Below are 19,878 nucleotides of genomic sequence, written 5' to 3'. Positions count from 1 at the left end.
GATTTCAGCTTTCGCCGGCACCCTGGTCGGAGTTCGGATCGTCGGGATCCTCACCTCGCAGCCGGGCCCGCAGCCGTTCGCGTTCCGCGCGCCTGCGCTCCCCCGCAACCGCCAGGGCGACGGTGGCTCGCCGGCGCAACGGAGTGAATATCCACATACCCAACGGCATCGCAATGGTCAGCCCGAACAGCGCGGCGACGACAACCGGGAATTCGTTGATCCCGGCCAGCCGCGCCGCCCCGTAGATCGCCGCGGTGACCGCGGCCGCGAGCAGCAACCGGGCCGTAGCGTAGAGCGCCACGTCGATGACGCCGCGGTGCTCGGTGGTTTTCTCGGCGCTGTTGCCGTGAGGCGCTGCTGACACAGCCTGAGCCTACGGCGCGGGTATATTCGCTCTCAGGAGGTGTCGAGTGCTTTACCTGCTCGTCGTCCTGGTATTGGGGACGCTGATCTACATCGGCTGGCGTGCGGCGCGGTCGCAGACAAGCCGGCCCAAGACTCGCGTGATCGGACCCGACGACGACCCAGAGTTCTTGCGCCGGTTGGGACAGGGCTGACCGGGGCCCGGTCGACCTAGATGAACGCCGGGTTGGTTCGCCGCTGATCGTTGGGGAACCCGTCGGCGACAACGGCGGCCAACTCCATCAGCGCCTCGCGAGTCTCCCGCTTCAACCGTTCGAAGCGGATCTCGGCGCCCTCTTCCAGATGCGGGTCGAACGGCACCAGCCGCACGGCGCGGCAGCGCCGTGAGAAGTGATCGACCACCTTCTGCATGTCGACCTTGCCGGACCGCGGCCGGACGGCGTTGATCACCGCGATCGATCCGCGTACCAGCTCTTCGTAGCCGTGTGCATCCAGCCAGTCCAGCGTTGCCGAGGCGCTGCGGGCGCCATCGATGGATGCCGAGCTGACCACGATCAGCACGTCGGCCTTGGCCAATATCGCCGACATCGCCGAATGCAGCAGCCCGGTGCCGCAGTCGGTAAGCACCAGGCCGTAGAACCGCTCGAGGATCTCGAGGGTGCGAGCATAATCGTCGGCGCTGAACGCCTCCGACACCGCCGGATCGGTTTCCGAGGCCAGCACTTCCAGCCTGCTGGGCCCCACCGAGGTGTAGCTGCGGACATCGCTGTAGCGCTCGATGCCGTCGGCGTCGCGCAGCAGATGACGCACCGTGGCCGGCGTCTCCACCGGCACCTTCTGGCTCAGCGTTCCGCGGTCCGGGTTGGCGTCCACCGCCACCACCCGGTCCCCGCGGATCGAGGCGAAGGTGCCGCCCAGGGTGGCGGTGATGGTGGTCTTGCCGACACCGCCCTTCAGTGAGAGCAGCGCGATCCGATAGCAACCGCGTAGCGGCCTGTTCACCGCAACCACCAGGTCGTTGTACCGGTTGACCCGTGGGCTTTCCCCCAGGTTGATCAGCTTGCCGGACACCATGTAGAGCCAGCGGCGCCAGCCCTCCGACGGCGGCGGTTTGACCTGCCGCAACAGCGTGCTGGTGGACAATTCCGGATAACGCGTCGGCGGCGTGCCCGCCGGTCGCTGCGCGGTCTCCACCGAGGTGTCGGCCGGCTGCCCGCCGAAATACCCGTAGGGCTGCGCATCGGTGATGGTCGGCAACCCCTTGGCCGGCGTGGTAGCCGCCCACGCGCGCGGTTCGGCGCGGGTCGGCGGCGGGGGCACGGCATGCGTCTCCGATTCGGAGAAGCGTCGCTCGGTGCGGAATCCGGCAAACGCCCGGGTCGGCGCCTCGCTGGAGTCGCCGCCCGTCTCGCCGGCCGACAGCTGTGTCGTCGGGCGATCCGGGTCTTGGCGTTCCTGCCCCAGTGGCGCCCCCACGCCCTCCGTCGGATGGTCAGACACGTGTACGTCCCCTCGTCGCGTTACTCGGTCCTTGTACCCGCCGCCTGATCACCCCACACCAGCATAGGAGTGCAAACCCACGGTAACCAGGTTAACGAAGAACAGGTTGAAGACCATGGCCACGAACCCGGCGACGTTGACCCAGGCCGCCTTCCGGTCCCGCCAACCCGCGGTTGACCTGGCATGGAGGTAGGCCGCGTAGATTACCCACGCGACGAAGGACACCGTTTCCTTGGGGTCCCAGCCCCAGTAGCGGCCCCAGGCCTCCTCGGCCCAGATGGCCCCGAAGATCACTCCGAAACCGAACACCGGGAAGGCGAAGATCGTGGTCCGGTAGGCGATCCGGTCCAGCGTTTGGGCATCGGGGAAGCGCTGCACGAGGCGAGCCAACGCCCCTTCGGTTGCCGGCTCACCCAGCCGCGAGGTTCGCAGCAGGAACAGGATGCTGGCGATGCCGGCGACCAGAAACACCCCTGAACCGAGGCTGACCACCGAGACGTGAATGGGCAACCAGTACGACTGCAGTGCCGGCATCACCGGGGCGGCATTGGCGTACAGCCAGCGCCCGGACACCGTCAGCAGGATCAGAACCGGGAGCAACAGGAAGACCCACAGCGGCCGGTTCTGCGGGCGACGCAGCACCACCGCGCCGGCGACCAGCCCGGACATGCAGGTGAGGTTGATGAACTCGTACATGTTTCCCCACGGCACCCGCATGGTGGCCAGGCCCCGCAGCACGATGCAGGCGCCCAGCAACCCGATGCCGAGGTAGAGCACCGCCAGCCCGGCTCGCCCGACGCGTTCGTCGAACGGCCGCCGCGGACCGTCGGCCACGATGCCCGGAATGGTGCTGTCGACGGCGACCGATCCGGCGGCCACCGCGACCGGTTCGAGTTTGCGGCCGCGGACGTAGGCCAGCTCGAAGGCCAGCAGCAGCAGCGCCACCACCAGGGCCACCACGGCTGAGGTGAATGCCCAGTCGGAGTAGCGGGCCAGGCCGATGTTGATATGCGCGGTGTTCATCTGACGTGCACCTGAGGGCTCCTTCGGGATGCTGCGGGCATCGGCGCCGCCGATGCGCCGAACCCGGCCAGCAATCGCTCGGTCAACCGCTCGAACTCATCACCCCAGCCGGAGTTGTCGGTCCGTGCCAGGCCGCCCAGCTCGACGTTCACCGTACCGGGGGTATCGGCGGCCGGCGTAATCCGGACCCAGACCCGGCGGCGGCGCACCAGCAGCGATACCAGCAGCCCGGCCATCATCGTGACGGCGAACACCAGCACCCAGGTTTGGCCGGGGTCGTGGGAGACCTGCAGGTTGACGAAGGGCACGGCGCCGTCGAAGCGGACGGTGGTGCCGTCTTGATCCAGGCGCACCTGTTCGCCGGCGCGCAGGTTGACCCGCTTTTCCTTGGTGAGCCGGCCCTGTTCGAGCAGCCGGGGATCCAGGGTGAACAGCGACTGCGGTCGCCCGGTGTCCAGGCCGGTGTCGCCGCAGTAGATGTCGATGGCCACCGCGGGGGCGTCCAGCGCCGGGAAACGCGACGACAACAGGGTGCCGTCCAGCTGCTCGGTCGGTGCCAGCAGGCCCTGGATCGCGATTTGGTGCCGACGGCGTTCTTCGGCGGTGGGATAGCTGCCGGCCGGCGGGTCGATGCGCACCACCCCCGACGACAGCAGGGTCTGCGGGTTGTCGGGTCGCCATTGCACGGTCGACGTGCGGCTCTGGCCGTCGGGGAAGGTCACGGTGAAGCTGGGCGCGTAGCCGTGGCCCTGCAGATACACCCGGTCCCCGCCTACCCGCAGCGGATGGTTGACCTCCAGCCGGTAGGGCCGCCAGGTGTTGGCCGACGGGTCGCGGCTGCCCGGGTCCGCCTGGTAGTCGATGTCGGCGGCAAACGAGGTGGCCTGCCCGGACGGCAGGTAGTGGGCTGCGAAGTCGTTGACCCGGATGCAGATCGGGTGCAGCGACGTGCCGTCGACGGTGTTGCCGGCGCGGAACGAGTCGAACGCCGCCGGGGAGGCCGAGCAGAAGCCGGGACCGCCGTCGGCGATGACGATGACGTTGCCCTCGTAGCCGAAGAGCTTTCCGACGGCCACCGCGACCAGCAAGCCCAACAGCGAGAAATGGAAGACGATGTTGCCGAATTCTCGCAGGTAGCCCTTCTCGGCGGCGACCTCGTAGGTGCCGTCGGTGTGCCGGACGATCCGGCGCCAGCCGCGCAGCCTCGCCGCGATCGTCTGGGCCACGGTTTCGGGGTCCCCGACCGCCTGGGAGCTGGCGCGCTTGGGCAGCCGGGCCAGGTTGCGCGGCGCGGCGACCGGGGCGGCCCGCAGGCTGCGGGCGTGCTCGATCATCCGCGGAGTGAGGCAACCCACCAGAGACACGAACAGCAACACGTAGATGGCGGTGAACCAGAAGCTGGAGAACACGTCGAAGGCCTGCAGCTCGTTCAGCCACGGGCCGATGAGGGGGTGGGTGCGCAGGTAGTCGTCGACCTTGCCGGCGTTGAGGCTGCGCTGCGGCAGCAGCGCTCCCGGTATGGCCCCGAGCGCGAGCAGAAACAGCAGCACCAGCGCGGTGCCCATCGACGTCAACGAGCGCCAGGTGTTGCGCGCTTTGGCCGCGAGCAGACGCAGAATCGCACCAAACCGCTTGGTTTGGTGCGATTCTGCGTCTCCTCGCGCCGCTGCTCGCTCCGTCAAATCGGCAACCTCACATCGGACACCACCGCGTCGCGCAGCCAGGAGACCACGTCGTTCCACACGCCGGTGACCAGCGCCAGGCCGACGGCGATCAGCAGCACGCCGCCGAAGACCTGGATGGCCCTGGTATGCCGGCGCAGCCAGCCCAGGCCCGCGACCGCCCCCGCCGAACCGAACGCCAGCAGCACGAACGGGATGCCCAACCCCAGGCAGTAGGCGATCACCAGGACGATCCCGCGCGCCACGCTGGCGCCGTCGGTGGCCGAAGCCACCGTGATCACCCCGGTCAGCGTCGGCCCCAGACACGGCGTCCACCCGAGCGCGAACACCGCGCCGAGCAGCGGTGCCCCGGCCACCGTCGTCAACAGCCGCGGGCTGAACTTGACCTGACGCTGCAATGCCGGGATCAGGCCCACGAACACCAACCCCATCACCACGGTCAACACCCCGCCCACCCGCTGCAGCAGCACCTCGTTGCTGATCAGCGTGGTCGTCATGCCCAGCACCGCGACCGTGCCCAGGACGAACACGGTGGTGAACCCGGCGACGAACAGCGCCGCCGACCCGGCGACCCGCCACCGGGCCGCGGGCTGCGGCCGTGGCTCCTCGTTGACGCCCACCACGCCCGCCAGATAGGAAAGGTAGCCGGGCACCAGGGGCACCACACAGGGCGAGGCGAACGACACCAGCCCGGCCAGCACGCACACGCCCAGCGCCAGCAGCAGCGGCCCGGCGGCGGCGATCTCGGTGAAACCGGTCATTGCCGGCCCGGCGGGTTCGCCGGTTCCTCGGCCGCTACCCGCTGCACCACCGGCTGCAGATCCTCGGCCAGCAGCTCGCGCAGGAACACCGCCGCGACCCGGTGCTGGCGATCGAGCACCAGCGTGGACGGAATGACGGTGGTGGGGTATTTGCCGCCGAATGCGATCAGGGTGCGCATCGCCGGGTCGTAGATGGACGGGAAGGTGACGTGGCGGTCGTCGACGAAATCCAGTGCGGCGTCGCGACTGTTGTCGCGCACGTCGATGCCCAGGAAGGACACCCCGGAGCCGTGGGTGGCGTCGTATACCCGCTGCAGTTGGCTCACCTCGGCCCGGCAGGGCCCGCACCACTGGCCCCAGACGTTGACGACGACGACCTGCCCGGCGAAATCGTCGAGGTTCAGCGTGCGCGCCGGGTCGCGCAGGTCCGGCCCGGACAGCGGTCCCGGGCGGCCGCGGCTGGCCGGCGGGTCGTAGTAGATGTCGGTCTTGCCGCCCGGGGAGACGAATTCGAAGGTGCCGCCCTGAGCGACGGCATCGCGCCCGGAACAGCCGGTCAGCACGGCTGTCACCACCAGAGCAAGAGCGAGCCGGCGCATGCTCAGCAGCCTGCCGGTTCGGAGTACACCACGTCGACCAGGCGGTCGCCGTCATAGACCAGGGAGGTCACCGACGCCAGCGAGCACTCGCGGCGCCGCGGGTCGTGCCACAGCCGCCTACCGGTCACGTGCAGCCGCAGCGTCCACACCGGCAGCTGGTGGCTGACACACACCACCTCGTGGCCGGCGGCGCGCGCCCGCGCCTTGTCTACCGCGGTCGACATCCGTTGCGCGATCTGGGTGTACGGCTCACCCCACGAGGGCGTGAACGGGTTGCGCAGCTGCCACCACACCCGCAGGTCGCGCCATGCGCCGTCACCGAGGCCGACGCGGCGGCCCTCGAAGAAGTTCGCCGATTCGATCAGATCATGGTCGGTGTCCACCGCCAGCTCGTGGCGGGCGGCGATAGGCGCGGCGGTCTCCTGAGCGCGTTGTAGCGGCGAGGCGATCACCGCGACGACGTCGCGGCCGGCCAGGAAGTCGGCGACCGCGACCGCCTGCGCTCGGCCGGCATCCGACAGGTGATAGCCGGGCAACCGGCCGTAGAGCACCCCGCTGGGGTTGTGCACCTCGCCATGGCGCACCACGTGCACCCGGGTTTCTTCGGCCATCAGGCTTTATCCTCTCGGGCGGCGTGGGCGGCCCGGCGGGCCGCAACAGGCAGCGCGTCGGCGATCCGCCCGAACGCGGCGTCGTCGAGGGCGGCCGAGACGAACCACGCCTCGAACGCACTGCACGGCGGGTAGACGCCCGCGTCCAGCAGGGCGTGGAAGAACGGGGCATAACGCCACGTCTGGCTGGCTCGTGCCGACGCGAAGTCGGTGACCGGCCGGTCGGTGAAGAACACGCTGAGCATGTTGCCGGCCCGCGGAATCCGGTGCGGCACCCCGGCATTCGTCAGCGCCTCGGTCAGCAGCGCTGCCAATCGGTCGGCATTGGCGTCCAGCGCGGCGTACACCGCGTCGTCGGCCGCCCGCAGCGTGGCCAGCCCGGCGGCCATCGCCACCGGGTTGCCCGACAGTGTCCCGGCTTGATACACCGGCCCCAGCGGCGCCAGCCGCTGCATCACCTCGGCCCGGCCGCCGAACGCGGCGGCGGGCAGCCCGCCGCTCATCACCTTGCCGAAGGTGAACAGGTCGGCGGCCACCGGATCCAGGCCGTACCAGCCGCTTCGGCTGACCCGAAACCCCGTCATCACCTCGTCGACGATCAGCAGCGCGCCGTGTTCGGCGGTGATCGAGCGCAGCGCGGCGTTGTAGCCGGGCCTGGGCGGGACGACGCCCATATTGCCCGGGCTGGCCTCGGTGATCACCGCAGCGATCTGCTCGCCGTAACGCGCAAAGGTCTCCCGGACGGCGTCGACGTCGTTGTAGGCCAACACGATGGTGTCGGCCGCGGCGGCGCCGGTGACCCCCGGCGAGGACGGCAGGCCGAGGGTGGCCACGCCCGAGCCCGCGTCGGCCAGCAGTGCGTCCACGTGGCCGTGGTAGCAGCCGGCGAACTTGATGATCTTGGCCCGGCCGGTGTACCCGCGCGCCAGCCGGACCGCGCTCATGGTGGCCTCGGTGCCGGAATTGACCAGCCGGATCCGCTCGACGGGCGCCACCCGCTCGATGATCTCGGTGGCCAGCTCGGTCTCGGCCGGCGTGGGCGCCCCGAACGACAAGCCGTTCGCGGCGGCCCGGGCGACGGCGTCGACGACGGCCGGGTGGGCATGACCGAGGATCATCGGGCCCCACGAGCAGACCAGGTCGACGTAGCGGTTGCCGTCGGCGTCGGTGAGCCGGCAGCCGTGCGCTTCGGTGATGAACCGCGGGGTGCCGCCGACGGCCGTGAACGCGCGCACCGGGGAGTTCACCCCGCCGGGGATGACCGTGCAGGCGTCGGCGAACAGCCGCGCGGAGACGTGCGTCCGCGCGGTCGCCTGGTCCGTGCTGCCCATGACGACTAGTGTCCCAGCCGCTGCGGCCCGCTCAACTACAGGGTGTAAGAGTTCTACCCGTCGCGGGTGTAAGCATGCCGACGGCGGGGAAAGCATCCCCCATGGGCGTATGCAACCCGACCAGACTGGGCGCGGCATCCGTGGGCCTGGTGCTGGCCGGCGGCTGTGGCAGTGATAACCCGGTCATCGACTCGTCGAACCGCGGCTCGAACTCCCACACCAAGGACACGACAGTGCAGAACGCCCACATCGTGCCCCGCTTTCAACCGGGGTCGGGTGCGATTCAGGTGGGGGATGCCGCGGCGCTCGCTTTCACGGCCACCAACAATCGCAGCACCGAATCGGAACGCCTGCTCGCGATCGCCACCGACGCGGCCGAGGCCGTCCATATCTCTCCGGCCGCGCCGCTAGAAATTCCCCCGCAGTCATCGATCGCTGCCGGCCAATCGATCGAACAGGTAGGCGCTTCCGGCCAACCATTCGCCGTCAGCGTGGACGGTCTGCGGGAATCCGCCAGACCGGGTACGTCGGTGGAGGTGACCCTGGTATTCGACCGTATTCGACAACTACGGTGACCTGACCATGCGGGTGCCCATCGAGGCGTGTCCCAGCCAGCAGTAGCCCGAAGATGAAAAGCCCTGGCAGCCAAGCGCTTTGAGCTGGGTTGGGGGCAGCGTGCATACGGCCACCCGGCACGGGGTATCCCTGTGACGACAGACAATCGAGGCAACGAAACTGATATCGAGAGGGATGAGACTCATGACCGACCCCGCCGGGGAACGCACGACAACGAGCACCGGACAACGGCTGGTCGCATCGTTTGACAGTTACGACGCGGCTCAGGAGCTGGTCGATCGCATGTCCGACGGCGGATTCCCCGTCGAGCACGTTCGCATCGTCGGCGACGGCCTGCGCACCGTGGAACAAGTCACCGGCCGCCTGACCAAGGGCAAGGCCGCGCTCGCGGGTGCGGCCAGCGGCGCCTGGATCGGCGCACTGATCGGCCTGCTGTTCTTGCTCTTTGCCGTCAGCCCGTTATGGCTTTGGGTATGGGTGCTCCTGTTGCCGATTGCCTTCGGCGCACTCTGGGGCGCTATCTTCGGCTTCGCCGCACACGCGTCGACGGGTGGAAAGCGGGACTTCACCAGCGAGCACACCCTGCTGGCGCGCCGCTACCACGTCTATGTCACCGCCGAGTACGCCGACCACGCCGCCCGTTTTCTGCCGGCAGCGCACAGCGCGGCTCGCTGACGCCGGCGTGAAGTTGGCATGGCAGAGCGAACAAGGTGTACTACCCCAGTGAGAACCCGATGAGAAACCCCGGCAGACTGTCGATGGGCGCGACGATTCCCGCACAACAGCTGGAAACCATCACCGGTCAGCCCGTGGCGGTGCCGGCGCCCGGGGGGCGTACCCATCTGCAGTTTCGCCGGTTTGCCGGATGCCCGATCTGCAGTCTGCATCTGCACAGCTTCGCCGACCGCCACCAGCAGCTCACCAACGCCGGTATCACCGAAGTGGTGTTCTTTCATTCGCCGGCCGACGCGCTGCGCGGATATCAGAGCGTGCTGCCATTCGCCGTGGTCGCCGACCCCGACAAGGTGCACTACTGCCGGTTCGGGGTGGAGCGGAGCTGGCGCTCCCTGGCCAGTTGGCGCGCCTGGTCAGCAGCCGTCCGCGGCTACTGGGCCGCGCTGCGGCACCGCCGCGATCCGGCCTACGCCGGCGTTGGATCTACTGATGGCACAACGCATTTGGGGCTGCCCGCGGACTTTCTCATCGATCCCGATGGCCGCCTCGTCGCGGTGCATTACGGGCGTCACGCCGATGACCAGTGGTCGGTCGACGAGCTGCTGAGTATCGATCGGTCGCTGGGGTAACGGCATGGCCGGCGAAGTGGTGGTCTACTGGCGTCCGGGCTGCCCGTTCTGTTGGCGGCTGCGTAGGGCGCTACGGCGGCGCCGGCTGCCCACCCGGGAGGTGAACATCTGGACTGATCCGGACGCGGCAGCGGCGGTCCGCTCGATCGCCGACGGCAACGAGACCGTGCCCACCGTCGTCGTGGGCGATATCGCCATGGTCAACCCGACGGCCGGCCAGGTCATCGACGCGGTCCGCAGCCGGGCTCCGGAGCTTCTCGACCAGGCGGTCGCGTCCTCGCGTTGGCGGACCATCTTCCGGGGTTCAAACCGTTAGCTCGGCTGGCCCTCGATGGTCACGCCCCGCCAGAACGCCACGTGGTTCTTGATGTCGCTGGCAGCCGGGCTGGGGTCCGGGTAATACCAGGCGGCATCGGGATTGGTCTGGCCATCCACCACGACGGTGTAGTAGTTGGCCACCCCCTTCCACGGGCATACCGACGTGGTGGAGCTGTCGATCAGATACTCGCGATGAATTGAATCCGGCGGGAAGTAGTGATTGCCCTCCACTGTGACGGTCTGCGGCACTTCTGCGAGCACGGTCCCGTTCCACACGGCGCGAATCATTGGCCCACCTCCCTGTCGGCTTCGATAGTGCACGGTTTCCGGATCCGGCGCCGCCGATTGCCCGACTTCAGATGTAGCCCCGGAAATGAGTTGGACAGTGGCATGCAATGTCGGCAACGGCTCGCTCAACCGCCATATCACCAACCCCATTCAGCGGATGTGGGCCGGTGGGCCCGGCCAGCCGCGCGGCCGTGACCAAGGCGTGGGAGGTGGCGTGGGCATCGGGTATCGGGCATCGGGTATCGGGCCTTCGACGCCGTGATGCCCGACGCGAAGCCGTCGGCACTGCTGGACCATCAAGCGCGCCGGATCAGCGAGATCGACGTCAGCAACGGTGCGGTTCCACGGTACGGCGCCCGCGTCGGGGTGGCGGCGCCGGTGAATGCGACCTTGACGGCGGTGGCCGGTCGGTGGAAAGGCGATGGGGCGACGACTGATTCGCTACGTAGCGTCCCGCGCTACGCGCACGGGAACAACGCGGCCGCCTCGGCGGCCTGCGCCCACTGCTCGGCGAACAGCCGGCTTACCGCGTCCAGTGCCGGGGTCAGCGGTTCGATGGTCCGCGACACCAGGGCCCGCTCGTCGGTGGCGGCGACCGGATGCCAGTACACGCCGTCGGCGGTGACGGTCACCTCCGGAACCAGCGATTCGCGGCGCAGCGACAACCCCTCGGACGCAACACCTTCCAAGGCGATCGGCCGCACCAGCTGATCCTCGCCGGCGATACCGAGCGCATTGAGGAACTCGTGAAATGCCGCCAGTTCGCCGGGAGCGGGGGCGGCGACCGTCGCGGCCACGCGTACCCGGAAACCCAGCGATAACGCGAAACGGATTCCGGCGACCGCCTTTTCCCACGACCCGCGACCCCGGTGCGAGTCGTGCAGGTCCGGCGTCGCCGAGTCCAGGCTGATCTGCAGGGCGAGCCCATCCCGGGGCAGGGATTCCAGCGCCCGGCGCGCCCGGCCCTTGAACACCATCCCGTTGGTGAGGACGGTGGTGGGCAGCGTCTGGGCACAGGCCGAGATGATCGTGTCGATGTCGGGCAGCAGGAACGGCTCACCGCCGGTGAGGAACAATTCCCGCACCCCCCAGCGCGCGGCTTCACCGACAATGCGGCCGATTCGCTCGGCCCCGAGTTCGCGGTGCGGGGCCTGCGGCGACGACGAGACACAGCAGTAGTCACAGGACAGATTGCAATGAAAGTTGGTATAGAGCCACAGCCGGACCCCGGGCAGCCGGTCGACGCCCAGCACCTCGGCGGGATCCGGTGGATGACCGCGCCGCACCACCACGGTACCGACTCCAACCTCGTCCAGGTCGGCCCGCACTAGAGTGTTTCCGGTTCGGGCGCACCACTTTTCGGCGAGTTCTCGGTCGCGGTGACTGCTGACGGCAACTTCGACGGTGGCGCCCTGCGCAAGCCCGCTCACCTGGCGCATCAAGTCCAGGATCACCATCGCGGGTCGATACCCTGCTCCTCGACAGCTTCGAACAACGGCTGGTATCCGTCCAGGTGCGGCGGCACCCAGCGTCGTAACCCCTCGAGTTCCAATATCTTTCGATGCTCGGGGTTATCCCAGTTCATCGCCAGCAACCGGTCCAGCCATGGTTGGTACCGCTCGGCGGCCAAGGTGTCCAACGCGGTGAACATGCAGTGGCAGTAGCCGTCGGTGCGCCAGACTTCGGCCAGCGATTCCCCCATCAGCTCCGCGGCACCCATCGCCGCCCACGTCGAGCTGCCGATTGCCGCCACGTCCGCCTCCCCGGCCAACACGGCGTCCACCGCGTCCAGCTCGCTGCGGCCGGTGTCGCCGTGTTTGCCGATGTCGGTGTTGAATCGGGTGACGTGCAGGTCCGCCTCCGCGATGCCGGCGCGACGCAGGTAATACAGCGGCAGGATCGCCGCATGCGCGGAGTCGGCGGACCCGAGTGCAACACGTGTTCCGGCAATGTCGCCCGCGCCGTGCAGTCCACTGCCGGCGCGCGCCACGAACACGGTGGTGTAGTCGACGTCGGTGTCCCGCTGCGCCAGCGCGGTGCAGTGCCCACCCGTTTGCAACACGGTGCGCACATAGGCCAGGTTGGTGTTCCAGGCGATGTCGATGTGGCCGGCGATCAGCGAGTCGACCAACCGCCCGTAGTTGGAGTAGAGCACGAAATCCATCTCGGTGTCCGGGCTTTCGGCGTCCCGAAAGTAGCTTCGGATGCCCTCCCAGATCGGGACCACATTCGGCGTGTATGCCACAGCCCCGACAACCAGCGGTTCGGCTGACATATCCCTCCCCTAGAACAGCGGCAGCCCGGTGACGGCCCGGCCGTAGAAGTCGTACAGTGCGTCGGCGGTCGGTGCCATCACCGCCCCGGCCCGAGCGTCGCGGAACGCCCGTTCGATGGGCAGATGCTTGGAGAACGCCGCACCGCCACACACCCGCATCGCCGACTCGGTGATGGTCAGCGCGGCGTCGTTGACCGACGCTTTGACTCCCAGCACATGCGTCAGTGTGGTGTCGTCGGGAGAACTCACCCGATCGGCCACCTGCGCCAGATACGCCTCCTGCGCCGCCAGCCCGGTGCCCATCCGGGCGATCTGGGCGCGGATCGTCGGCAGCTCGGCCAGACTCCCGCCGAGGTGTTCCAGCCGGGCGCTGCTGACGTGCCTGACCGCGGCGCTGGTAGCGGCGGTTGCCAAACCCAGTGACACGGCCGCATTTCCGAGGTTGAACCACGGCAACACTGTTTGCATCATCATGCCGAACCCGCCGCCCGGCGGGCCCACGCCATAGGAGGCGGGCACGCGAATGTCCACCGACATCGGCGCCGAGGCATTGCCGCGCAAACCCATCCCGGTGAAGGTCCCGGTCACCCGCAGGCCCGAGGTGTCCGCCGGAACAGCGTAGAGATCGACGTCTCCGGCGACGCCGCTGACCGAACCGGTGGAGACGACGTAGACGTCGGCGAACCCCGCCGATGTCACCCAGCTTTTGTCGGCCCGCACGACGACGTCGTCCCCGTCGGCGGTCGAGGTGGACACCGGCGCCCAGAAGTGCGACCGAGAACCCTTCTCGCTGAACGCCAACGTGCCCAGTATTTTCCCGGAAGCCATGTCCGCCAACAGATCCGGCAGGCCCGGCGGGGGCGCTGCGGCGACCGCGACGGCCGCCGCCACATGCATCAGATAGATCATGGCGGTCGATCCGCAGGCGGCCGACAGCTGCGCCACTACCTGGGTGAATTCCTTTGGGCTGGCGGCCATTCCACCGACATCGGCCGGTAGCACCAGACCGAGGAGTCCGCTGGCCCGCAGGGCATCCACCGACTCCACCGGAAAGGAACAGTCGGCGTCCACTCGATCGGCGTGTGCTGCGGCGACGGCAACGACTTGCGGCACAACGCCCGACGCGGTCATCACGCCCCTTTCGTCCGGCCGATTCTCGGCCCGGTTGCCAGACTCACCACCGCCGCACAGACAAAAATTACTGCGGTGGTGTTGGTTCCACCGAGCCACACCGAATTCCCGGCTACTTGGACGTAGATCGAGGCCGCGGCCAGCGCTGCCACCGCGGCGGCCGCGATCGCGATCAAGCGCTGGCCGACCCTGGCCGCTGCCAGCATCGCCAATGCGACCGCGATCAGTACCACGGCTCCACGCAGGTTGTATTGGCCGAGCGAGAATTCCAATGGTCGGATGCCGACGTAGGCGGGCCAACTGCCGGCAAGACCGCGCCACACGGCGATCAGCCCGATCAGTAGCAGCACGGTTGCCCAACCAGCCAGCAACCGCTGCGCTCTCAAACTGACCGCTGATGGCGTGGTCGCGGCGCGCACCGCGTCGACGGCGGCGTACCGGGCCGACGTCACGAAGAGCAAGACGACGTGGATGCCGAGCAGCATCGCGTACGCCCACGGCCATTCCCCGGGCGACTCGGCGACCGAGAGGCCGATGGCCAGTGACTGTCCGATGCCGATCAGGGCGGCCAGCCGCACCGCCGTCCCGGTCAGCAGCAATACCGCGAGTGCGGACTCGGCGACCAGCACCGCCCAACCGAAGGCGGTGAAGTACGGCAGCACCAGGTGTTCGACGGCCCAACTGAACGGTGCGAACACCGGATGTTCGATCGCCAGATGGGTGAAGTGGTACAAACCGCTGTTGCTGCGCTGGCCAAAATCCGGTGGCAGTTTCCAGACCACGTTGTAGAGCCAGATCAACCCGGCCAGCAGCCGCAGACCGGCCAGAGCTATCAGGCCACCGGTCTCCGGCGGCGCCCCGGGTGAAAACAACAGTTCCGTTCCGCGACGCACCCCGGCCGACCTCATGCGTTGCAGTATCACATGCGGCGCAAGGGTCTGCGCGTCGCCACTCTGGCGACGAAGTGCACCGCGACCACCACCAACCAGGACAGCAGGCTGAGCCACAGCTCGGTGCGCGCGGTGCGGTCGAACGCCATTTGCACCAGTACGGCGATGATTCCGGCGACCGTGAGAATCGACAGCGCCGGGAAGAACCACATCTTCACCCTCAGCTTCTCGGCGGGTGTGCGGCGGCGCAGCACAATTTGGGACACCGCGACGAGCAGGTAGACAAACAAGATCACCGCACCTGAGGAGTTGAGCAGGAAGAGGAACACCGTGCCGGGCGCGAGCCACGCCATGACGACACAACCGAACCCCACCGCCGACGAACACAGAATGGCGATGTGCGGTACGCCGCGCCGGCTGACCCTGACCAGAAGTGCCGGCGCCTCGCGCCGGTCGGCAAGCACGAACAACATCCGCGACGCGGTATACAGGCCGGAGTTGAGGCAGGACAACACCGCGGTAAGCACCACCGCATTCATGATCCGGTCCGCGCCCGGAAGACCGAGGTGCTTGAGCGCCGCGACGTACGGCGAGGTGCCGAGTTCCACTGAGTCCCAAGGCAAGATGACGACCACCAGGAAAACCGAGCCGACGAAGAAGATCGCGATCCGCGCCACCACCGAGTTGGTGGCGCGCTGTATCGCATGCTGCGGATCCCGGCTTTCGGCGGCGGCGATGGTGACGACCTCGGCGCCGACCATGGAGAAGATCACCACCACGATGGCCGCGAATACGGCGCCGACACCCTTGGGGAAAAACCCGCCATGCGCGCTGAGGTTGGTGAAATTCATGGCGTGCCCCGGCAGGAAGCCGAGCACGAACGCGGCGCCGACCCCGAGAAAGATCACGATGGTCGCGACTTTGATTCCGGCGAACCAGAATTCGAACTCGCCGAAGGACGACACCGAGACCAGGTTGGTCGCGGTCATCAGCACCATCAGGCATAGCGACAACAGCCACAGTGGCGCGGGAAACCAGTAGTTGAGGACTTTGCCGCCGGCCACCGCCTCGAAACCGACGACGATCACCCAGAAGTACCAATACAGCCAGCCCACGGAAAACCCGGCCCAGCTCCCCAGGGCGGTGTCCGCGTAGTCGGCGAACGACCCGGTCGACGGGTTCGCGGTGGCCATCTCCCCGAGCATTCGCATCACCAGCACGATCAGCACCCCGCACATGGCGTAGGTCAGGAACGCCGCGGGCCCGGTCGCCTGGATCACCACCCCGGAGCCGACGAACAAGCCGGCGCCGATCACCCCGCCGATAGCGATCATGTTGAGCTGACGCTGCGACAGTGCTTGGCGCAGTTGGGAAGTCGTACTCGAATCCGGACGGGCCGGCCCGCACTCGATATCCGTGCGAGCCAGGTGATGCGCTCGGTTCTGCATCCGCCGCATTACCGGACGCTAGCAGTAGTTGCCAGCGACCACCGCCAGTTGGCACGGCACCCCGGGAGCGATCGTGTTCTCATGAACGGTTCGCGCCGCGGCGCCTGCGCAACAGCTTGTCGACGGCCACGACGAGGGTGACAACCGTGGCGACCCCGAAGATCCGCATCCAGGCGGGCGCCCCGATCGGTGCCGTACCGAACACCGTGTTCATCGCGGGTAGATAGGTGATCGCAAGTTGGGCAACGGCCTGCACGGTCACGCCCACGATGATCCAGCGGTTGGAGAAAATGCCGATCCGGAAGGCCGAGTGGGTCAACGACCGACAGCTGAACAGGTAAAAGGCCTCAACCACCACAAAGAGGTTCAGCGCCGCGGTCCGGGCTACTTCGACGCTGGCGCCTTTGCCGATTTCCCATTCGAAAAGCCACCAGGCAGTGGCGACCAGCATGGTGGCGACCAGCAGAATCCGCGCCACCAGCTCGCGGGTCAGCAGCGGCTGGTCAGGATCGCGCGGCGGACGAGTCATGATGCCGGCTTCCTTGGGCTCGAAGGCGAGCATCAGGCCGAGCGCGACGGCGGTGGTCATGTTGATCCACAGAATCTGGGTCGGCAGTATCGGCAGCGCGGCCCCGGCTGCGATCGCCACCAGGATCACCAGTCCCTCCCCGATGTTGGTGGGCAGCGTCCAGGTGATGAACTTCGTCAGGTTGTCGAAGACCCCGCGGCCCTCTTCTACCGCGGCCTCGATGGTGGCGAAATCGTCGTCGGTCAACACCATGTCGGCGGCGTCCTTGGCGACCTCGGTGCCGCCGAGGCCCATCGCGACGCCGATATTGGCCTGCCGCAAGGCCGGTGCGTCGTTGACGCCGTCGCCGGTCATGGCGACCACGTGACCCCGAGCCTGCAACGCCTGCACCAGCCGCAGCTTCTGCTCCGGCGAGACCCTGGCGAACAGCGCGGCCCGGTCCACGGCGTCGGGATACTCGTCGCTACTCAGCGCAGCCAACTCGGCACCGGTGAGCACCGCGCCTGCCGTCGGTTTCTCGTCGTCGAGCAATCCGACCTTGGCCGCGATCGCGGTGGCCGTACCGGCATGGTCGCCGGTGATCATCTTGACCGCGATACCGGCGGTGTGACAGGCCGCCACGGCGGAGGAGGCGGCGGCCCGCGGCGGGTCAAGCATTGCCTGCAGTCCGGTGAACGCCAGCGTGCCCGGCAGCGCATCGTCGTCGAACTCGCCGGGGTCGCCTCCGGCGCGGACGGCGGTGGCCAGTACCCGTAGACCCCGGGCGCTGAGTAGGTCAGCGGCCCGCAACGCCCTCGCGCGGTCCAGCGGACGCAACGCCCCGTCGGCACCCAGCTGCGTGCCGCACAACTCGAGCATCCGCTCCACGGCGCCCTTGGCCAGCACCACGTGATCAGCGCCGTGACGATGCAGGGTGGCCATGTATTGGCGCTCGGAGCTGAACGGGATGGCCGCCACCCGCGGCATGCCGGCGCCGACGCGCTCCACATTGAGACCAGCCTTGGCCGCAACAACCAGCATCGCGCCCTCGGTCGGGTCACCGATAACACTCCAGTGCCCATCGTCGTGGCTGAGTGCCGCGTCGTTGCAGCGCGCACCGGCGATCAGTGACCAGCGCAGTGCCGCATGTTCATCCATCGACACAAGGGCGCCTTCGCGATCCTGCAGGACACCGTCGGGCGCATAGCCCGTTCCGGTCACCTCGACCATGCCGTCGGGGGTCCAGATCATCTGGACGGTCATCTGGTTCTCGGTCAGCGTTCCGGTCTTGTCGCTGCAGATGACGGTGGTGCTGCCCAGCGTCTCCACCGCCGGCAGCCGACGAATCACCGCGCGGCGCTTGGCCATTCGGGCCACACCGATAGCCAGGGTGATGGTGACGGCGGCCGGCAGGCCTTCGGGGATGGCCCCGACCGCGAGGGCGATCGCGGCGGTGAAGGTTTCAACGGCATCCTGGCGGCGCAGCAATCCTGTGGCGAAGGTGGCCGCCGCCAGTGCGAGGATGGCGATGGTCAGGACCTTGCTGAACCAAGCGAGCTTCGCGGTCAGCGGCGTCATCAGGGTTTCCGCGGCACCGACCAGCCGATGAATTTCACCCAGTTCCGTTTCGGCGCCGGTCGCGACGGCGATGCCGGCGCCGTGGCCGGCGGTCACCAGGGTGCCGGAGTAGACCATATTGCGGCGATCCGCGACCGGAGTGGCCTCCGGCAGCGCGACCGCGTCCTTATGGACCGGCACCGACTCTCCGGTGAGCGCTGACTCGTTGACGTGCAGTTCGGTTACCCTTACCAGCCGCAGGTCGGCCGGCACTTTGTCGCCGCTTTCCAACAGCACCAGGTCCCCGGGAACCAGGTCCTCCGACGCCACGGTGTGCTCATGGCCGCCCCGAACCACCTTGGCGTGGGTGCGCACCATCGACCGCAACCCCTCCAGCGCGGCCTCGGCCTTGGATTCTTGGATGAAACCCACGATGGCGTTGACGACAACCACGCCGAAGATCACCGCGGAATCGACGTATTCCCTCAGTCCCGCGGTAATCAGCCCGGCTGCGAGCAGGACGTAGATGAGCGGATGGTGAAACTGCCGCAGAATGCGCACCAACAAGCCGCCCCGCGCAGCCACCGGCAAAGTGTTGGGTCCAAAGCGTTCTAGTCGCTCCGCCGCTTCGCCGCCGGACAGCCCGCGGTGCGGATCGGTCTCCAATAGCAGCACCACTTCGTGCGCTGCCAGACCGTGATGAGCCGTGGATTCCGGCACTCACTTCACCCCTTGCGACCCCTTGCGACCCCTTGCGACCCTTTTCACATTGCCGACGGGGGCCGGCGAACCGCGCGGCCCGGGCCGGCCGATCATGATCCGGCGACGACCTCCCACCCGCCCGGGACGACCATCACCGGTCGATGGGAGTGGTGCACGGTTCCCACGGCTACGCTGCCCAGCACCACGTCTCGCGCGCCGGAACGTCCCCGGGAGCCGACCACCACCAGAGCCGCATCGTGGTCGTCGGCGGCCGCCACCAGTGCTTCCGAGACGGCACGAGCGCGGAGACCGTGACCTCGGTTGACGGTCAACCGGAGAACGTCTGCGGCTGCCGCTCCCGAGGAATCGACCGGCGGTGCGGGCGCTGGGCCATCGCCGACTGATATCAGCAACACATCTCGCTGCGGGCACAGCCGCTGGGCCGTCGCCAACGCCGTAGCGGCGCCGCTCGACCCGTCCCAGCCGACGAGGATCGGCCCGTTGGCCAGCGCTTCGTACTCGGCTGACAGCATCGGATGCGGCACCACGACCACCGGCTTGGGGCAGTAATGCAGCACCATGTCGGACACGCTGCCCAGCACCGCTTGGGTCCCTCCGAGCCCGCGGGCCCCGACAACCACCAGGTCCGCCTGCACATCGTCGACCGCTTGCGCTATTCGCAGCCCCTCCGGACCCCAGGTCCGCTTCAGCAGCGGCTCGGCATGCCACCCGGCGGCGCGCGCCAGCGTCACCCCCATCCCGACGATTCGCTGGGCCTCGCACTCACCCTCGCGCTCGACCATTTCGGCCAGCTCGTTCGCGTCACGAGCCATGGGGCGCAGCCGCCGGCGCACCTTGTCACTCGCGAACGGCGGAACCCACAGATAGGTAATCCACCCGTGCGCCCCGGGAAACAACAACGCACCGGCAGCTATCGCGGCACTCGCCCCCGGCGAACCGTCGTATCCCACAATTGCATCCACCGGCACCGGTGCACCTCCTCACCATGGA

21 protein-coding genes and 1 pseudogene are annotated in these 19,878 nt (G+C 68.2%); 6 read left to right on the top strand and 16 right to left on the bottom strand.

Going from position 1 to position 19,878, the window contains the following annotated elements; genetic code table 11:
- Positions 1-4 precede the first annotated feature (4 nt).
- Entirely contained in the window at positions 5-364 is a 360-nt protein-coding gene (locus BST40_RS06485) for a DUF4229 domain-containing protein (RefSeq protein WP_075546910.1), read from the bottom strand.
- Positions 365-410: 46 nt separating this feature from the next.
- Here BST40_RS06485 and BST40_RS28900 point away from each other — a divergent pair, with 46 nt between their 5' ends.
- On the top strand, positions 411-557 hold the full coding sequence (locus BST40_RS28900; protein ID WP_089025030.1) for a hypothetical protein: 147 nt from the start codon (positions 411-413) through the stop codon (positions 555-557).
- Positions 558-573: 16 nt separating this feature from the next.
- On the opposite strand, the gene BST40_RS06480 is transcribed toward BST40_RS28900, so the two are convergent.
- The 7 genes from BST40_RS06480 to hemL all read right to left on the bottom strand — a co-directional run bounded on the left by BST40_RS06480 (position 574) and on the right by hemL (position 7,870).
- Positions 574-1,863, bottom strand: coding sequence for a MinD/ParA family ATP-binding protein (locus tag BST40_RS06480; protein ID WP_082275381.1), 1,290 nt, complete (start codon positions 1,861-1,863; stop codon positions 574-576).
- A 48-nt stretch (positions 1,864-1,911) separates the two neighbouring features.
- Positions 1,912-2,886: a c-type cytochrome biogenesis protein CcsB gene (ccsB, locus tag BST40_RS06475; protein WP_083153823.1), complete on the bottom strand. Its 975-nt coding sequence runs from the start codon at positions 2,884-2,886 to the stop codon at positions 1,912-1,914.
- A complete protein-coding gene (locus tag BST40_RS06470; RefSeq protein ID WP_083153833.1) occupies positions 2,883-4,451 on the bottom strand; it encodes a cytochrome c biogenesis protein ResB in 1,569 nt (522 codons plus the stop codon). The genes ccsB and BST40_RS06470 overlap by 4 nt, the downstream gene beginning before the upstream one ends.
- 113 nt (positions 4,452-4,564) lie before the next feature.
- The gene (locus BST40_RS06465; protein WP_083153822.1) at positions 4,565-5,329 is read right to left on the bottom strand and encodes a cytochrome c biogenesis CcdA family protein; all 765 of its coding nucleotides are present in this window, start codon (positions 5,327-5,329) and stop codon (positions 4,565-4,567) included.
- Positions 5,326-5,928: a TlpA disulfide reductase family protein gene (locus tag BST40_RS06460; RefSeq protein ID WP_083153821.1), complete on the bottom strand. Its 603-nt coding sequence runs from the start codon at positions 5,926-5,928 to the stop codon at positions 5,326-5,328. Before BST40_RS06460 ends, BST40_RS06465 begins: the two co-directional genes overlap by 4 nt.
- A 2-nt stretch (positions 5,929-5,930) precedes the next feature.
- On the bottom strand, positions 5,931-6,539 hold the full coding sequence (locus BST40_RS06455; protein WP_075546915.1) for a histidine phosphatase family protein: 609 nt from the start codon (positions 6,537-6,539) through the stop codon (positions 5,931-5,933).
- On the bottom strand, positions 6,539-7,870 hold the full coding sequence (gene hemL, locus BST40_RS06450) for a glutamate-1-semialdehyde 2,1-aminomutase (protein ID WP_075546916.1): 1,332 nt from the start codon (positions 7,868-7,870) through the stop codon (positions 6,539-6,541). The genes BST40_RS06455 and hemL overlap by 1 nt, the downstream gene beginning before the upstream one ends.
- A gap of 149 nt (positions 7,871-8,019) precedes the next feature.
- Between hemL and BST40_RS06445 the strand changes: the two genes are divergently transcribed.
- The 4 genes from BST40_RS06445 to BST40_RS06430 all read left to right on the top strand — a co-directional run bounded on the left by BST40_RS06445 (position 8,020) and on the right by BST40_RS06430 (position 10,066).
- A complete protein-coding gene (locus BST40_RS06445; protein ID WP_131808288.1) occupies positions 8,020-8,445 on the top strand; it encodes a copper chaperone PCu(A)C domain-containing protein in 426 nt (141 codons plus the stop codon).
- A gap of 184 nt (positions 8,446-8,629) precedes the next feature.
- Positions 8,630-9,121 (top strand): YflT domain-containing protein, encoded by a 492-nt coding sequence (locus tag BST40_RS06440; RefSeq protein ID WP_075546917.1) that lies wholly within the window; start codon positions 8,630-8,632, stop codon positions 9,119-9,121.
- A gap of 59 nt (positions 9,122-9,180) precedes the next feature.
- A complete protein-coding gene (locus BST40_RS06435; RefSeq protein ID WP_083153831.1) occupies positions 9,181-9,750 on the top strand; it encodes a peroxiredoxin-like family protein in 570 nt (189 codons plus the stop codon).
- A gap of 4 nt (positions 9,751-9,754) precedes the next feature.
- Positions 9,755-10,066 (top strand): glutaredoxin family protein, encoded by a 312-nt coding sequence (locus tag BST40_RS06430; protein WP_075546918.1) that lies wholly within the window; start codon positions 9,755-9,757, stop codon positions 10,064-10,066.
- Here BST40_RS06430 and BST40_RS06425 read toward each other — a convergent pair.
- Positions 10,063-10,356: a DUF427 domain-containing protein gene (locus BST40_RS06425; RefSeq protein ID WP_075546919.1), complete on the bottom strand. Its 294-nt coding sequence runs from the start codon at positions 10,354-10,356 to the stop codon at positions 10,063-10,065. The genes BST40_RS06430 and BST40_RS06425 overlap by 4 nt on opposite strands.
- 104 nt (positions 10,357-10,460) lie before the next feature.
- Between BST40_RS06425 and BST40_RS06420 the strand changes: the two are divergent.
- A pseudogene (locus BST40_RS06420) lies at positions 10,461-10,793 on the top strand (ketopantoate reductase family protein); the annotation flags it as partial.
- A gap of 21 nt (positions 10,794-10,814) precedes the next feature.
- Here BST40_RS06420 and BST40_RS06415 read toward each other — a convergent pair.
- From BST40_RS06415 to BST40_RS06385, 7 genes are all read right to left on the bottom strand, one after another.
- Positions 10,815-11,810, bottom strand: a complete 996-nt coding sequence (locus BST40_RS06415) for an Rv1681 family radical SAM protein (RefSeq protein WP_089025034.1) — start codon at positions 11,808-11,810, stop codon at positions 10,815-10,817.
- Positions 11,807-12,631 (bottom strand): Rv1680 family SBP-like protein, encoded by an 825-nt coding sequence (locus tag BST40_RS06410; RefSeq protein WP_075546921.1) that lies wholly within the window; start codon positions 12,629-12,631, stop codon positions 11,807-11,809. Before BST40_RS06410 ends, BST40_RS06415 begins: the two co-directional genes overlap by 4 nt.
- Positions 12,632-12,640: 9 nt before the next feature.
- Positions 12,641-13,762, bottom strand: coding sequence for an Rv1679 family acyl-CoA dehydrogenase (fadE16, locus tag BST40_RS06405; protein WP_075546922.1), 1,122 nt, complete (start codon positions 13,760-13,762; stop codon positions 12,641-12,643).
- Entirely contained in the window at positions 13,762-14,670 is a 909-nt protein-coding gene (locus BST40_RS06400; RefSeq protein ID WP_075546957.1) for an Rv1678 family membrane protein, read from the bottom strand. Before BST40_RS06400 ends, fadE16 begins: the two co-directional genes overlap by 1 nt.
- 11 nt (positions 14,671-14,681) lie before the next feature.
- On the bottom strand, positions 14,682-16,109 hold the full coding sequence (locus tag BST40_RS06395; protein WP_241780243.1) for an amino acid permease: 1,428 nt from the start codon (positions 16,107-16,109) through the stop codon (positions 14,682-14,684).
- Between the two features lie 70 nt (positions 16,110-16,179).
- Positions 16,180-18,885: a cation-transporting P-type ATPase gene (locus BST40_RS06390; RefSeq protein ID WP_075546923.1), complete on the bottom strand. Its 2,706-nt coding sequence runs from the start codon at positions 18,883-18,885 to the stop codon at positions 16,180-16,182.
- A 92-nt stretch (positions 18,886-18,977) separates the two neighbouring features.
- Positions 18,978-19,856, bottom strand: a complete 879-nt coding sequence (locus tag BST40_RS06385) for a universal stress protein (RefSeq protein ID WP_075546924.1) — start codon at positions 19,854-19,856, stop codon at positions 18,978-18,980.
- Positions 19,857-19,878 lie beyond the last annotated feature (22 nt).

Source organism: Mycobacterium persicum (genome assembly GCF_002086675.1).
GTDB lineage: Bacteria > Actinomycetota > Actinomycetes > Mycobacteriales > Mycobacteriaceae > Mycobacterium > Mycobacterium persicum.
Note: the sequence above shows the minus strand (reverse complement) of the source record. Positions and strands in the feature narration are given on the sequence as shown.